The 14,569-nt window shown below is 66.4% G+C and carries 13 protein-coding genes; 5 read left to right on the plus strand and 8 right to left on the minus strand.

The features are described from left to right. Positions 1-482 precede the first annotated feature (482 nt). From mtnC to AC5P9P_RS15870, 3 genes are all read right to left on the minus strand, one after another. Positions 483-1,178 carry an acireductone synthase gene (gene mtnC / locus AC5P9P_RS15860; RefSeq protein WP_049433633.1) on the minus strand — a complete coding sequence of 232 codons (696 nt, stop codon included), beginning with the start codon at positions 1,176-1,178 and terminating at the stop codon, positions 483-485. A 3-nt stretch (positions 1,179-1,181) separates the two neighbouring features. Continuing rightward, positions 1,182-1,739, minus strand: coding sequence for a 1,2-dihydroxy-3-keto-5-methylthiopentene dioxygenase (locus AC5P9P_RS15865; RefSeq protein WP_005409451.1), 558 nt, complete (start codon positions 1,737-1,739; stop codon positions 1,182-1,184). Positions 1,740-1,831: 92 nt separating this feature from the next. Beyond that, the gene (locus tag AC5P9P_RS15870; protein WP_032966041.1) at positions 1,832-2,473 is read right to left on the minus strand and encodes a methylthioribulose 1-phosphate dehydratase; all 642 of its coding nucleotides are present in this window, start codon (positions 2,471-2,473) and stop codon (positions 1,832-1,834) included. A 252-nt stretch (positions 2,474-2,725) separates the two neighbouring features. Between AC5P9P_RS15870 and AC5P9P_RS15875 the strand changes: the two genes are divergently transcribed. Then, positions 2,726-3,100 (plus strand): hypothetical protein, encoded by a 375-nt coding sequence (locus tag AC5P9P_RS15875; RefSeq protein ID WP_032957971.1) that lies wholly within the window; start codon positions 2,726-2,728, stop codon positions 3,098-3,100. 842 nt (positions 3,101-3,942) lie between these two features. On the opposite strand, the gene AC5P9P_RS15880 is transcribed toward AC5P9P_RS15875, so the two are convergent. Beyond that, positions 3,943-5,370 (minus strand): amino acid permease, encoded by a 1,428-nt coding sequence (locus AC5P9P_RS15880; RefSeq protein ID WP_033833464.1) that lies wholly within the window; start codon positions 5,368-5,370, stop codon positions 3,943-3,945. Between the two features lie 82 nt (positions 5,371-5,452). Beyond that, on the minus strand, positions 5,453-6,928 hold the full coding sequence (locus AC5P9P_RS15885) for an amino acid permease (RefSeq protein WP_005409456.1): 1,476 nt from the start codon (positions 6,926-6,928) through the stop codon (positions 5,453-5,455). Positions 6,929-7,061: 133 nt separating this feature from the next. On the opposite strand from AC5P9P_RS15885, the gene AC5P9P_RS15890 reads away from it, so the two are divergent. Beyond that, complete coding sequence (locus AC5P9P_RS15890) at positions 7,062-7,676, plus strand: NUDIX hydrolase (protein WP_080354694.1); 615 nt, start codon at positions 7,062-7,064, stop codon at positions 7,674-7,676. A gap of 79 nt (positions 7,677-7,755) precedes the next feature. Here the strand turns inward: AC5P9P_RS15890 and serA are convergent, their stop codons facing one another. Beyond that, complete coding sequence (serA, locus tag AC5P9P_RS15895; protein ID WP_005409458.1) at positions 7,756-8,997, minus strand: phosphoglycerate dehydrogenase; 1,242 nt, start codon at positions 8,995-8,997, stop codon at positions 7,756-7,758. A 169-nt stretch (positions 8,998-9,166) separates the two neighbouring features. On the opposite strand from serA, the gene AC5P9P_RS15900 reads away from it, so the two are divergent. The 3 genes from AC5P9P_RS15900 (at position 9,167) to AC5P9P_RS15910 (ending at position 12,748) form a co-directional block, all read left to right on the plus strand. Beyond that, positions 9,167-10,555, plus strand: coding sequence for an FAD-binding oxidoreductase (locus AC5P9P_RS15900; RefSeq protein WP_049433635.1), 1,389 nt, complete (start codon positions 9,167-9,169; stop codon positions 10,553-10,555). A gap of 62 nt (positions 10,556-10,617) precedes the next feature. Further along, positions 10,618-10,917 (plus strand): DUF2388 domain-containing protein, encoded by a 300-nt coding sequence (locus tag AC5P9P_RS15905; RefSeq protein ID WP_005413193.1) that lies wholly within the window; start codon positions 10,618-10,620, stop codon positions 10,915-10,917. Positions 10,918-10,951: 34 nt separating this feature from the next. Next, positions 10,952-12,748, plus strand: coding sequence for a DUF7844 domain-containing protein (locus tag AC5P9P_RS15910; RefSeq protein WP_495232946.1), 1,797 nt, complete (start codon positions 10,952-10,954; stop codon positions 12,746-12,748). Here the strand turns inward: AC5P9P_RS15910 and AC5P9P_RS15915 are convergent. After that, on the minus strand, positions 12,726-13,802 hold the full coding sequence (locus AC5P9P_RS15915) for an ATP-binding protein (RefSeq protein WP_005409462.1): 1,077 nt from the start codon (positions 13,800-13,802) through the stop codon (positions 12,726-12,728). The genes AC5P9P_RS15910 and AC5P9P_RS15915 overlap by 23 nt on opposite strands. After that, positions 13,802-14,518, minus strand: a complete 717-nt coding sequence (locus tag AC5P9P_RS15920; RefSeq protein ID WP_005413196.1) for a response regulator — start codon at positions 14,516-14,518, stop codon at positions 13,802-13,804. Before AC5P9P_RS15920 ends, AC5P9P_RS15915 begins: the two co-directional genes overlap by 1 nt. Positions 14,519-14,569 lie beyond the last annotated feature (51 nt).

Here is a 14,569-nt window from a genome sequence, read left to right on the forward strand (position 1 = left end):
GGCACACACCGAACATGCCACCCAAGGCTGGCATCTACCAGACACGGAGCCGGGCAGGTGCGGACCGTTGGTCCGCACACCTCGATCGTTGAGGGCGGCACATCCTGTTTTGGTAGGTGCCAACCTTGGTTGGCACACACCGAACATGCCACCCAAGGCTGGCATCTACCAGACACGGAGCCGGGCAGGTGCGGACCGTCGGTCCGCACACCTCGATCGTTGAGGGCGGCACATCCTGTTTTGGTAGGTGCCAACCTTGGTTGGCACACCCCGAACATGCCAACCAAGGTTGGCATCTACCAGAAGCGGAGCCGGGCAGGTGCGGACCGTTGGTCCGCACACCTCGATCGTTGAGGGCGGCACATCCTGTTTTGGTAGGTGCCAACCTTGGTTGGCACACACCGAACATGCCAACCAAGGTTGGCATCTACCAGAAGCGGAGACGGGCAGGTGCGGACCGTTGGTCCGCACACATCTCTTCTTTACAGCTGGATCTGCTGGAAGTTCTCGACCCGCTCGTGGCCGTTGGCGGCCTGGCCGATGCGCGGCATCGGGTAATCATCCAGGCGATCGATCAGGCGGGTCTGCAGGCCGGCTTCGCGGGCGGCGTCCAATTCCTCCACCACATCGGACAGGAACAGGATCTCGCCGGCCGGCACGCCGATCGCCTGCACGATGCGGCGGTAGCTGTCGGCCTCGCGCTTGCCGCCGATCTCGGTATCGAACCAGCCCGACACCAGCGGGCTGAGGTCACCGGCATCGCTGAAACCGAAGAACAGCTTCTGGGCCGGTACCGAGCCGGAGGAGTACACGTACAGCGGCAGGCCGGAAGCGTGCCAGCCCTTCAGCACCGGCGCCACTTCCGGGTAGAAGTGCGCGGTGTAGTCGCCACGGCGGTAGCCTTCGTCCCAGATCAGCCCCTGCAGCGCCTTCAGTGCGGTGTGCTTGCGGTCCTGGTCGATCCAGCCCTGCAGCGTCTCGGCCACCAGATTGTCCTGGCAGGCACCGCCGATCTCGGTAGCCACTGCGTCCAGCCAGCGGCGGACTTCAGGCTGCTGGCCATGTTCGGCGACGAACGCCGGCAAGGCCTTGCGGGCATAGGGGAACAGCACGTTCTTGACGAACGAGATGCTGCTGGTAGTGCCTTCGATGTCGGTCAGGATGACGCGGGGCTGCATGGATCAGGATGCCTGGGTGGGTACGTAACGGGGGAACTTCTGCGCGATGTCGGTGCCGGTGAAGTGGCCGACCCAGCCATCCGGCTCGGTGAAGAAGCGGATCGCCACGAAGCTGGGCTCATCGCCCATGTCGAACCAGTGGGTGGTGCCATCGGGTACGGCGATCAGGTCGTCCTTCACGCACTCGATCTCATAGACCTTGTCACCCACGTGCAGGGTGAACAGGCCGGAGCCTGCGACGAAGAAGCGCACCTCGTCTTCCTTGTGGAAGTGCTCGTCGAGGAACTTCTTCCGCAGCTCGGCGCGGTTCGGGTTGTCCGGGGCGATCGAGGCGACGTCCACGCTCTTGAAGCCGCGCTCGGCGACCAGGCGATCGATGTCGGCGCGGTAGGCGGCGAACACTTCCTCCTGGCTGGCGCCCGGCGCAACCGGTGCGGTGGCCTGCCAGCGCTCGAAGGTGACGCCGATCTTCTGCAGTTCGGCAGCGATGACCGCGCCGTCCTGGGTGTCCAGCAGCGGCGATTCGGGGCGGGTGTCGTCGTAGATGCGCAGTCGGCTCATGGCGGCAGCTTGAACGTCTCGGGGGGAAGACAGGGTATCAGGGTGGGGGCGAGGTGCAGATTCCGGATCGGCATCTGCACCTGCGCGCGGGTTCAGCCGCGCAGCTTGCGCAGTTCCAGTTCGCAGTGGAACAGGAATTCGAAGGCTTCCAGATGACGGCGCGCCTCGGCCATGTCACGGCCCCAGGCGTACAGGCCGTGGCCGTCGATCAGGTAGCCCCACAGGTTCTGGCGGTCGAGCAGGTCGTCGACCTGCTTCGAAAGCACGTTCATGTCCTGGGTGTTGGCGAACACCGGTACGTCGATGGCCATCTCATGGGTGCTGTTGCCGGCGAAGGCCTTCAGCAGTTCGTAGCCTTCCAGGTGCACATGACCCTGCGGCGCGTACAGGCGCGAGGCAATGGTCTGCACCGGCGAATGGGTGTGCAGCACGCAGCCGATCTCCGGGAAGCGGCGGTACAGCTGGGTGTGCAGCAGGGTTTCGGCGGAGGGGCGCAGCGGGCGGCCGACGGCCTTGCCATCGAAGTCCACCACCATGATGTCGTCCTCGATCAGGCGGCCCTTGTCCTTGCCCGAGACGGTGATCGCGGCGTGGCGGTCGTCCAGGCGGTGGGAGAAGTTGCTGCTGGTGGCCGGGGTCCAGCCGGCCTGGGCCAGTTCGCGGACGTTGTCGATCAGCAGCTGGGCCAGTTCGCCCAGGCGGGCGGTGTCGTAGGGAAAGGTGGTGGTGTCCATGGACGGCATTTTACGTGATCCGGCCCGATGCTGGGCCCGCGCGGGTACCGCCTGCCTGCTGCGTGGGCAACGCGAAGCGGTGTGCTGGCAGGCGGCGCGCAGGGGTTGGATCGAGGCAAGCACAGCGCTGGCTGAATGGGGAGGGCAGCGCTCCCGCTGGAAGCGATTCCGGTCGTGGACAGCCCTCTTGCCGCGAAACATCATCGGATTGCCGCAGAAGTTCCGGCGAGCGCCAAGGAAAGGAGTACTTCGATGATCGCGCGCGCGATGGGGATGATGGGGGCGATTGGCATCATGCTTGCCAGCAGTGGCTGCACGATGGAATGGGTGAAGATGGACGCGGGTGCGCGGTCATTCGGCCCCGCCCATTCGAGTTGCAGGGCGCAGGCCGACGATCACTGGCCGGTCAGGAATGAAGTGGCCACGCGCACTGTCTACGAAGACCGCAAGGTGCCCTGCAGGCTTGATGAAGTCTGCGCCATTGACGGCAAGTACAACATGGTACCCATGCCGAAAGAGGAGAGTTACATCGTGGACGTCAACGCGTCCGACCGCAGCAGCGAGTTCAATGCCTGTATGGCCGGTGCCGGCTGGCAGCAGCAGCTCATCTGGTTCAATCGCCGCTAGGCGGAGCCGGCGCGGCGGACGACAGCGGCTCGACCGGTTGCTGCTCAACGGACTCGAGGCAACAGTGGCCAGCGGAGAATGCCGTGGTCGTGCGAATCGTTCAGGCGTAGAGGCTTGAGACGTGCAGCGAGCAGGACAAGAACACGTACGACGTGAATGGAAAGCACGAGCGCGTGCAGCGACCGGAAATCGAGAAGGATGATGGAGATGGCTACGTGTATGCGACTGGCCGTGGCTGCGGGGCTTGCGCTGTTGACCAGAGGTTGTGCGACCGAATGGGCCCGCTTCAGTGATCATGCTGATCCGCTGGATGAGTCGCGGTGGCGCTGCAGGGCAGAGGCCAACGAGAAGTGGCCGGAGAAGATGGACGTTGTCGAGCGCGCCGAAGAGATTGAGGTGCTGACGCCTGCAAGGAAGGCGAGACATGCGACGTGGATGGCAAATACAAGACGATGCTGATGCCAAAGACCGAGCGCTACACCGTGGACGTCAACGCCAAGGAGAATCACGAGCACTTCATGGGCTGCATGGGCGGGGCAGGCTGGATACAGAAGACCTTCTGGTTTGGCCGCAGATGATCATCGTCGGGCGCCCTGGTCGCTGGGAATGACCATCATCCACGCATGGCGTGGATCTACCGGACGTGCCGGGAAAGTGTCAGGGGCGGGGGGGCATGGGTTCGCGGGGGTGTCCGCGGCATGGATGCCGCGGCCAAGCCTCCATGGATGGATTCACGGCGTCCCCCGCTAACCCATGCCTCTCCGCCAAACCCTCAACCCAGCTGTTGCTCTGGAAGTTGCTCCGGCTCCGGCGGGTGCAGGGCCGCAGGCCCTGCAATCCCTTTACTTCACCCGCAGGCGGCTGTGCCTGAAGCCGTAGCAGAAATAGATCACGAAACCGACGAACGTCCACACCCCCATCAGCATCCAGTTGTGCATCGTCATCGCCGACAGCAGGGCAAGGCAACTCAGCACGCCCAGGCTGCAGATCAGCCACGCCATCGGCATGCGGAACGGCCGCGGCAGGTCCGGCTGGGTGCGGCGCAGGATCAGCACGCCGGCGCACACGGCCGCGAATGCGATCAGTGTGCCCATCGAGGTCAGCTCGCCCAGGATGTCCAGCGGGAACAGCGCCGCCAGCAAGGCGATGCCGATGCCGGTGATCACGGTGTTGATGTGCGGAGTGCGGTACTTCGGGTGGATCCTGGTAAACACCGGCGGCAGCAGGCCGTCGCGACCCATGATCATGAAGATGCGCGGCTGGCCGATGATCATCACCAGCACCACCGAGGACAGGCCGACCAGCGCGCCGACCTCGACCACCCAGCGCAGCCAGCCCAGCTGCGGATGCGCGGCCACGGCAGTCACCACCGGCTCGTCGGTGCCGAGCAGCTGGAACGGCACCAGGCCGGTCATCACCGCGGCCATCGCGATGTAGAGCACGGTGCAGATCACCAGCGACAGCATCATGCCGAACGGCATGTCACGCTGCGGATTCTTCGATTCCTGCGCCGCCACCGACACCGCTTCGAAACCGATGTAGGCGAAGAACACCATCGCCGCGCCACGCAGCACGCCTTCCATGCCGTACTTGCCGGGGCCTTCGTTGGCCGGGATGAAGGGCGTCCAGTTGCTGGTGTCCACGTACTTCCAGCCGACCACGATGACCAGCAGGATCAGGCCGGTCTTCAGCACGACCATTGCCATGTTCATCGCCGAGGACTTGCTGATGCCGACGTAGCACAGCCAGGTCAGCATCAGTACCAGCGCAGCGGCCGGCAGGTTGGCGATCGCGCCGGTGGGGCGCAGCTGTGCATCGAGTGGGGCGCTGACCAGCGCCGCCGGTAGATGGATGTCGAACTGGCTGAGCAGGCTGAGGAAATAGCCGGTCCAGCTGACCGCGACCGCCGAGGCGGAGACGCCGTATTCGAGCACCAGCATCCAGCCGATGAACCAGGCCGAGAGCTCGCCGAAGGTGGCGTAGGTGTAGGTGTAGGCGCTGCCGGAGACCGGCACCATCGAGGCGAACTCGGCATAGGCCAGTGCGCAGAAGGCGCAGCAGATGGCGGCCAGTACGAAGGACAGCATGATGGCCGGGCCGGCGTGGTTGGCGGCGGCCTGGCCGGTGATGACGAAGATGCCGCCGCCGATCACCGCGCCGATACCGAGGGCGGTCAGGCCCCAGGGGCCGAGGTGGCGGCGCAGGCTCAGGCCGTTGGCGTCTTCATGGGCGGCATGCGGGTGCTTGGTGGCCCACAGTTGCTTGAACATGTGTGGTGGTCTTGTCGAAGCGCGCCACGGGCGGCGCGCGGGGAAAACGGACGGGCCGGCGCGAGGCCGGCCCGTAGGCGGATCAGGGCGACTTGGCCAGCTTGCTGTTGCGGATGCCGTAGCCCAGGTAGATCAGCAGGCCGAGCAGCGTCCAGCCAACGAACAGATGCCAATGCACCACGAACGCCTGCCAGAACAGGAACAGGCAGGTGGCCGCGCCGAGCGGGCAGATGATCCACACCATCGGCACGCGGAACGGGCGGTGCAGGTCCGGCTTGGTATAGCGCAGCACCAGCACGCCGACGCAGACGGTGGCGAAGGCCAGCAGGGTGCCCATCGAGACGAGTTCGCCGAGCACGTTCAGCGGCACCAGGCCGGCCAGCGCGGCAGCGATCACGCCGACCACGATGGTGGCGACGTACGGGGTGCGGAAGCGGGCGTGGACCTTGCCGAAGAACTTCGGCAGCAGGCCGTCGCGGGAGATGGTATAGGCGATGCGGGTCTGGCCCATCATCATCACCAGCACCACCGAGGACAGGCCGGCGATGGCGCCGATTTCCACGAACGTCTTCAGCCAGGACAGGGTCGGGTAGGGCTCCAGGGCGGTCGCCACCGGCTTGTCGGTGCCCAGCAGGTGGTACGGCATCATGCCGGTCAGCACCGCGCAGACGATGATGTAGACGATGGTGCACACCGCCAGCGAGCCGAGCAGGCCGATCGGCATGTTGCGCTGTGGGTCCTTGGTTTCACCGGCGGCGGTGGAGACCGCGTCGAAGCCGATGTAGGCGAAGAACACGATGGTGGCCGCGCGGAAGATGCCGCTCCAGCCGAACTCACCCGGCACGCCGGTGTTTTCCGGGATGAACGGCTGCCAGTTGGCCGGGTCGATATGGGCCGCGCCGATGCCGATGAACAGGCAGATGACGGTGACCTTGATCGCCACGATGATGGCGTTGACGAAGGCCGACTGGGTCACGCCCACGTACAGCAGGCCGGACACCGCCGCCACGATCAGCACCGCCGGCAGGTTGAACAGCTTGCCGGAGGAGACGAACTCGCTGCCGGTCCAGGCGATGGGCGCGGCGCTGAGCAGGTCCGGGAACGGCATGTGCAAGGTGGTGGTGATGAAGCTGATCAGGTACGCCGACCAGCCCACCGCGACCGAGGCCGAGGCGAACAGGTACTCCAGCACCAGGCACCAGCCGATGAACCAGGCCATGCCTTCGCCCAAGGTGGCGTAGGAGTACGAGTAGGCACTGCCGGAGACCGGCATCATCGCCGCGAACTCGGCGTAGCACAGGCCCGCCAGGGCACAGGCGAAACCGGCCAGCACGAACGAAAGCATCACCGCCGGGCCGGCATGGTTGGCCGCCGCCTGGCCGGTCAGCACGAAGATACCAGCGCCGATCACCGCACCCACGCCAAGCAGGATGAGGTGTTTAGCCGTGAGGGTCCGTTTCAACGTGGCTTCGCCGTCCAGGCTGCCTTCGATGGGTTCGCCGGCATCGACGTGCCCGGCCGGTTCAACCGGCTTGACCCTCAACAGAGCTTTCAGCATGCAGTACTTCCTAGTGATCGGATGGGGTGGGCCGCCGATACGTTGCCGGCAACCCTGGAATGGTGAAGGCCGCGCGAACGGCCCGCTGTACCTTAGCCAAAGCTGAAGCTAACGCACAAGCGCAATCGCAACAATGAACGGCGATAATGAGCAGTATTTTTCCAGACCGCCCCCATTCATGCGCCAGACCGCCGAAACCCTTGCCGTGCTTGACGATCGCCTGCGTGGCCTGCTGCGGGACTATGCCCGCCGTGAGCCTGCCCACGACGCACTGGCTGCCGAATTCGGCACATTGCTGGACGATCCGGAAGATCCGTTCCGGCGTGAACGGCTGGCGGGCCACTTCACCGCCAGCTGCTGGCTGGTCAGCGCCGATGGCCAGCGGCTGCTGCTGACCCATCACCGCAAGCTGCAGCGCTGGCTGCAGCTGGGCGGCCACGCCGACGGCGACCGCGACCTGGCCCAGGTGGCGCTGAAGGAAGCCGAGGAGGAGTCGGGCCTGAGCGGCCTGGTACTGGAAGACCCGGCCATCTTCGATCTGGACAAGCATTGGATTCCGGAGCGCAAGGACGTGCCGGGGCACTGGCACTACGACATGCGTTTCGTGATCCGGGCGCTGGGTGGCGAGGCCTTCGTGCTCAGCGAGGAGTCACTCGACCTGGCCTGGCGGCCGGTGACCGAAGTCGCGGCCGATCCGGAATCGGACGAATCCATGCAGCGCATGGCGCGCCGCTGGCTGGCACGTTGAGGTAAAAAGGGGACGGAGGGGATCAAGTCGTTTATAGCGCATGTGCCGCAAACGACTTAATCCCCTCCGTCCCCTTTTTTCAATACAGGATGCGCGTCCGCAGCGTGCCCGGAATCGCGGCCAGTTCGTCGCGCACGGCGGCGGCCTGTGCCTCGCTGGCGGTAATGTCGATCACCACGTAACCCACCTTCGGGTCGGTGCGCAGGAACTGGCCGTCGATGTTGACGTTGTGGCGCGAGAAGATCTCGTTGACCTTGGACAGCACGCCCGGCACGTTCTGGTGGATGTGCAGCAGGCGCAGGCTGTCTTCGTGTTCGGGCAGGGTCACTTCCGGGAAGTTGACCGCCGACAGGGTGCTGCCGTTGTCGCTGTAGCGCACCAGCTTGGCCGCCACCTCCACGCCGATGTTGTCCTGCGCCTCCAGCGTGCTGCCGCCCACGTGCGGGGTCAGGATCACGTTGTCGTGGCGGGTCAGCGGCGATTCGAAGATATCGCCATTGCCCTTCGGCTCGACCGGGAACACGTCCAGCGCGGCGCCTCCGACGTGGCCGCTGGCCAGCGCCGCGTCCAGCGCATCGATGTCGACCACGGTGCCGCGCGCGGCGTTGATCAGGTGCGCGCCCTTGCGCATCTTCGCCAGCTCGGTGCTGCCGATCATCCACTGCGTGGCCGGGGTCTCCGGCACGTGCAGGGTGACGATGTCGGCCCGCGCCAGCAGGTCGTCCAGGCTGGCCGCAGCACGCGCATTGCCCAGCGCCAGCTTGGTTTCCACGTCGTGGAAGATCACCTGCATGCCCAGCGATTCGGCCAGCACGCCGACCTGGGTGCCGATGTGGCCATAGCCGATGATGCCCAGGGTCTTGCCACGCACCTCATGGCTGCCGCTGGCCGACTTCGACCAGCCGCCGCGATGGCACTCGGCATTCTTCTGCGGAATGCCACGGGTCAGCATGATCGCCTCGGCAATCACCAGCTCGGCCACGCTGCGGGTGTTGGAATAGGGCGCGTTGAACACCGGGATGCCGGCCAGCTCGGCCGCGTCCAGGTCGACCTGGTTGGTGCCGATGCAGAAGCAGCCCACCGCGATCAGGCGCTTGGCCTCGGCCAGCACCTCGGCGCTGAGCTGGGTGCGCGAACGGATGCCGACGATGTGCGCCTCGGCGATGCGCGCCTTCAGTTCGTCCTCGGGCAGTGCCTTGGTGTGCGCCTCGATCTGGCTGTAGCCGGCGGCGCTGAACACCTCCACGGCGGTCTGGCTGACCCCCTCCAGCAACAGCACGCGGATATCCTGCTTGGGGAACGAGGTCTTCTTCGGCGACATGGGGCGACGCGGCCAGTGGGACAGGGGCTGACCACTATGCCAGATCGCAACGCCCATGGTGCAGTGCGCAATTGGTTGCATCCGTAGCTATCTGCACGGCTGCGGGGCTGGACGCTGGCGCGTGCCGCTGGCACGCTTGCCCGTTCTTCACGCACCGCGCTGGACCGTCATGACCGATTCCCGCATTGCCTCGCTGCAGCAGGCCTGTCCCGGCCTGAAGCTGAAGACCGACCCGGCCGACCTGGAGCACTACGGGCGCGACTGGACCCGGCGCTGGACGCCGGCGCCGCTGGCGATCGCGCTGCCGGCCACGGTCGAGGAAGTGCAGGCGGTGATGCGCTGGAGCGCAGACGAGGGCGTGGCCGTGGTGCCGTCCGGTGGCCGCACCGGTCTCTCGGGTGGCGCGGTGGCCGCCAACGGCGAGCTGGTGCTCAGCCTGGAGCGGATGAACAAGGCGCTGGCCTACGACGCGGTCGATCGCACCCTGGTGGTGCAGGCCGGCATGCCGCTGGAAGCCGTGCACAACGCCGCGCTGGACCACGGCCTGATCTACCCGGTGGATTTCGCCGCGCGTGGTTCCTGCACGATCGGCGGCAACATCGCCACCAATGCCGGTGGCATCCGCGTGATCCGCTACGGCAACACCCGCGAGTGGATCGCCGGGCTGAAGGTGGTTACCGCCAGCGGCGAACTGCTGGAGCTCAACAAGGGCCTGATCAAGAACTCCAGCGGCTATGACTTCCGCCAGCTGCTGATCGGTTCGGAAGGCACGCTGGGCGTGATCGTCGAAGCGACGGTGAAGCTGACCGATCCGCCGCCGGCCAGCAACGTGATGCTGCTGGCGCTGCCCAGCTTCGAAGTGCTGATGCAGGTATTCGCCGCGTTCCGCGCACGGCTGCAGCTGCAGGCCTTCGAATTCTTCACTGATCGCGCGCTGGAGCACGTGCTGGCGCATGGTGCGCAGGCACCGTTCGACGAGGTGCACCCGTATTACGTGGTCACCGAGTTCGCCGCCAACGACGAAGCGCAGGAAGCGGCGGCGATGGCGGCCTTCGAGGACTGCATGGGCAACGGCTGGGTCAGCGACGGCGTGATCAGTGCCAGCGATGCCCAGGCCGCCCAGTTATGGCGCCTGCGCGAAGGCATCACCGAATCGCTGGCGCGCTACAAGCCCTACAAGAACGACGTCTCGGTGCGGATCTCGGCGATGCCGGCGTTCCTGGCCGAGACCCAGGCATTGATCGGGCAGGCCTACCCGCACTTCGATGTGGTGTGGTTCGGTCATATCGGTGACGGCAACCTGCACATCAACGTGCTCAAGCCCGATGACACCAGCGACGCCGATTTCGTGGCGCAGTGCGAGCATGTGACCAAGCTGCTGGCGCAGGTGCTGGCCCGGTTCGATGGCAGCATCTCGGCTGAACACGGCATCGGCCTGGTCAAGAAGGGCTACCTGGACAGCACCCGCGGCCCGGCCGAGATCGCCCTGATGAAGGCGGTCAAACGTGCGTTCGATCCCCAAGCGCGGCTGAATCCCGGCAAGCTGTTCGACGTTTGAGCCGGGCAAATCCTTCACGCACCCGTTACGCTCCACGCATCCTCACAACCGGCTTCGAACCGATGACCCGTCCGCTTCTGCTGCTCGCCCTGCTGTCCCTGCCGCTGGCCGGCTTTGCTTCCAGCTTCGCCGGCACCTCGGCCGGTTCCGCCACCGGTGCATCGTCGGGCTCTTCGGCCAGCAGCTCGGGCGACGACAAGGTGGTGCAGGCTGCACGCGACGATGCCGCTGCGTTCGTCGCCAGCGATGGCCAGATCCGTGGCGCCCGCCTGCAGGCCGCACTGGTGCACCTGCGTGAGCAGAGCGCTGCCGCACAGCAGCAGAGCGACCTGGAACTGGCCCGCGCGCTGCTGGCGCGTTGATCCCGGGTAGTGCCGGCCGCTGGCTGGCAACGCCATGACATCTGCACGGAACGCAGCCAGGCATGGCCTGGCTCTACTGCTGGCCGTTCCGGCCGCACATGCCAGCGGAGACCTGCGCCTGGATCCGGAAGGGCTGAGCCCTGCACAGCAGCAGGTGGCGATGCAGACCCTGGCCGACGTGCAGTCCTTGCTGCCAGATGGCCTGCTGCGCGCACTGCCAGCACACGTGCAGGTGCGTTGGAGCGACCACCTGCCGGCCGATGTGCATGGTCGCGCTTTCGCCGGCCACATCGACCTGCGTCGCGAGCTGCTGGATGATGCCGTGCCCGGCGCACGCCGTGCACGACGCAGCGCGCTGGTGCATGAACTGACCCATGTTGCAGACCGTAGCGGCGCGAACTGGTCGCGCAGTGCGCGCTGGCGCGACCTGGCCGGATGGCAGCGCAAGCCCTGGCATCTTGGCCGTGGTGGCAACGACTTCCGTGACCGTAGTCCGGATGCCTATGAACTGAAGGATCCGGCCGAGTACCTGGCAGTGAACGCCGAGCATTTCGTGCTCGACAGCGAGTTTGCCTGCCGGCGCCCGGCGCTGGCGCAGTGGTACCAGGCGCATTTCGGAACCCCGCCATCGCTGCCGCAGTCGCACTGCGCGGCCACGTTGCCATTGCTGCAGGCCGAATCGGAAGAGGGTGCGGCATCGCTGCTGCAGCTCGATCCTTCGCGCGTCTACGCCGTGGACTACCTGTTCGCCGAAGGCAGTGCGCAGCCGATGAGCCGCTGGGGGCACAGCATGCTGCGGCTGGTGATCTGCCGGCCGGGCCGTGCGCCGGGGCCGGACTGCCGCCTGGACCTGGAGTACCACCGCGTACTGTCGTTCCGCGCATTCGTAGGTGATGTGCAGATTTCCAACTGGCGTGGCCTGACCGGCGGCTATCCCTCGCGCCTGTTCGTGCTGCCGCTGCAGCAGGTGGTGGACGAGTACACCAAGGTGGAACTGCGTGGGTTGCAGTCGCTGCCATTGCAGTTGTCATCCGGCGAGATCGCCGGCCTGCTCGAGCGCACTGCACAGGTGCACTGGAGCTATGACGGGCGCTATTACTTCGTCAGCAACAACTGCGCGGTGGAAACCGCAAAGCTGCTGCAGGCGGGCGTGCCGCGCCTGGGGGAGGCCGGGCTGGCCCAGCTGAGTCCGCGCGGGTTGAAGCGCCGGCTGGCGCGATTGCAGGTACTGGATGAGCAGGTGCTGGCTGATCGGGATTCAGCGCAGGCGCAGGGCTACTACTTCGCCTCGGCACGCGACCACTACCAGCAGTTGTTCGCGGTGGCGAGCTCACAGCTGGGGCTGCCGGTGCGCGATGTGCGCGCCTGGCTGAAGCTGCCCGCACAGCAGCGTGCGCAGTGGCTGCTGCAGGGTGACCTGCGTGCCAGCGCCGGGCTGCTGCTGCTGGAACAGGCTGCGCAACGCCGCGCTGAACTGCGCGCGCGCGATGTGCTGAAACGGCGCCTGCTGGCGGCACCGGACAGTGCCGAGACGCGCGGCCTGCGCCAGCTGCTGGAGCAGGGTGGGCAATGGCTGCGCCCGGGTACGCTGCTGGTCGACGATGGCTACGGATTGCCGCTTGCCGATGAGCAGGCGGTGCTGGCCGAAGCGGTTGCCACTGCCAGCGCAGAGGCGGTGCCGGCCTGGCAGGCGCTGCGCGTGCAGCTGCGCCAGCAGTTGCCGGCGGGCCAGCGCAACGAGATGGATGCGATCGATGCCAACCTCGCCGCGCTCGGCGCACGCCTGCGGGAACAGGCAGCCACGCCCGCTACTGGCGCGGAAGCTCGATGACGAAGCGGCTGCCGCCGGCGCTGCCGGGCGTGCAGTAGACGCGGCCGCCATGTGCATCGGCGATGGCCTTGACCACCGCCAGGCCCAGCCCGCTGCCGCCGCCCTGGCGCGAGCGCGAGCCGTCGGCGCGCATGAACGGAGTGAAGATGTCGGTGTGAAGTTCCGGGTCGATGCCCGGGCCTTCGTCCTCGATCGCCACCTGCACGTGTCCGGGCGTGTCGTGCACGGCAATCCGCACCTTGCCCGGGCTGGCGTAGCGGCGCGCATTCTCCAGCAGTGCCAGCAGGGCCTGGCGCAAGCGTGTCGGGTCACAGTGCGCGTTGTGTTCCTCGCGGCTGGTTTCCAGCTCCAGCACGAAGCCGGCGGCGCGGAACTGCGGGTCGACCAGGGTCATCACCGAATGCACTTCGGCCACCACGTCGGTGCGCGCGCGGCGTACGTCCAACCGCGCGTTGTCGGACAGGCTCAACACGCGCAGATCCTCGATCAGGCGTGAGAGGCCTTCGACCTGTGCCAGCAGGCTGCGGAACTGGGATTCGTCTGGCTGGAACACACCCTCGGCCAGCCCCTGCAGGCGACCACGCAGGATCGTCACCGGAGTCCGCAGTTCATGGGCAATGGCCGCATGCCACATCGCGCGCTCGCTCTCCATGTGCTGCAGGCGGCGCGCCATCGCATTGAAATCCTCGACCAGGGTGGCCACTTCGCCGGGCGAGTTTTCCTGGGCGCTGGCGCGCGCACCGAGGTCGCCGCCGGCAAGCGCGCGCACGCTGTCGACCAGCGAATTCAACGGCGACAGGATGCGGTGGGCAAGGCGGAACGAGGCGGCGATGGCCAGTGCCAGGCCGGTCAGGATCACCCCGACCATCCATGCCAGCTCCGGCCCGGTCGGCAGCCAGCTTTCCGGCTCTTCGGCACTGCCGGGGAAGAACTCGACCAGCACCGCGTACAGCAGCCACGATGACAGGATCATCATCACGATGACGCCGATCACCATCAGCGACATCGAGACGATGATGTGGCGACTGAGCCCGGAGCGGCGCAGGCGGGCCATCAGCGGTCGGCCATCAACCGGTAGCCGACACCGCGCACGCTGGCCGGAACATTGACCATGCCCACTTCATCCAGCTTGCGGCGCAGCTTGCTGACATGGCTGTCGACCGTGCGCTCCAGCGCCTCGCTTTCCGGCAGGCATTCGTGCATCAGTTCGCTGCGGCTGAAGATGCGGGTCGGCGCCAGCGCCATGCAGTGCAGCAGCTTGAACTCGGTTAGGGTGAGCAGCACTTCGTGGCTGTAGCCGTCGCCTTCCACATGCACGGCATGGGTGGCCGAGTCGATCAGCAACGGGCCCGCGCGCAGTGCGGTCGGTGCGTCCACGCGCGAGCCACGCAGCGTACGCCGCAGCACGGCGCGCACGCGCGCTGCCACTTCGGCTGGATTGAACGGCTTGACCACGTAGTCGTCGGCGCCCATGCGCAGCGCAGTCAGCTTGTCCAGGTCCTGGTCCAGCGCGGTCAGCATGATCACCGGCGTTTCGCCGCGCTGGCGTAGCTGGGTCAGTACGCTCCAGCCATCCAGCCGCGGCAGTTGTACGTCGAGCAGGACCAGGTCGGGGCGGGCGCTGCGGTGCAGGTCCAGTGCACTGTGGCCATCGGCGGCACGCAGGGTGCGTAGTCCTTCGCGTTCCAGGTAGGCGGTAAGAATATCGGCGATCTCGGCCTCATCCTCGACGATCAGGACGAGGGCGGCGAGGGCAGGGGAGGCATGCATGCAGGGGCGGGGCCTTAAGGTGCTTGCCTCCATCGTATCTCCACAGTTCCT

The organism is Stenotrophomonas sp. YJH_SMC_14-1 (assembly GCF_059372275.1).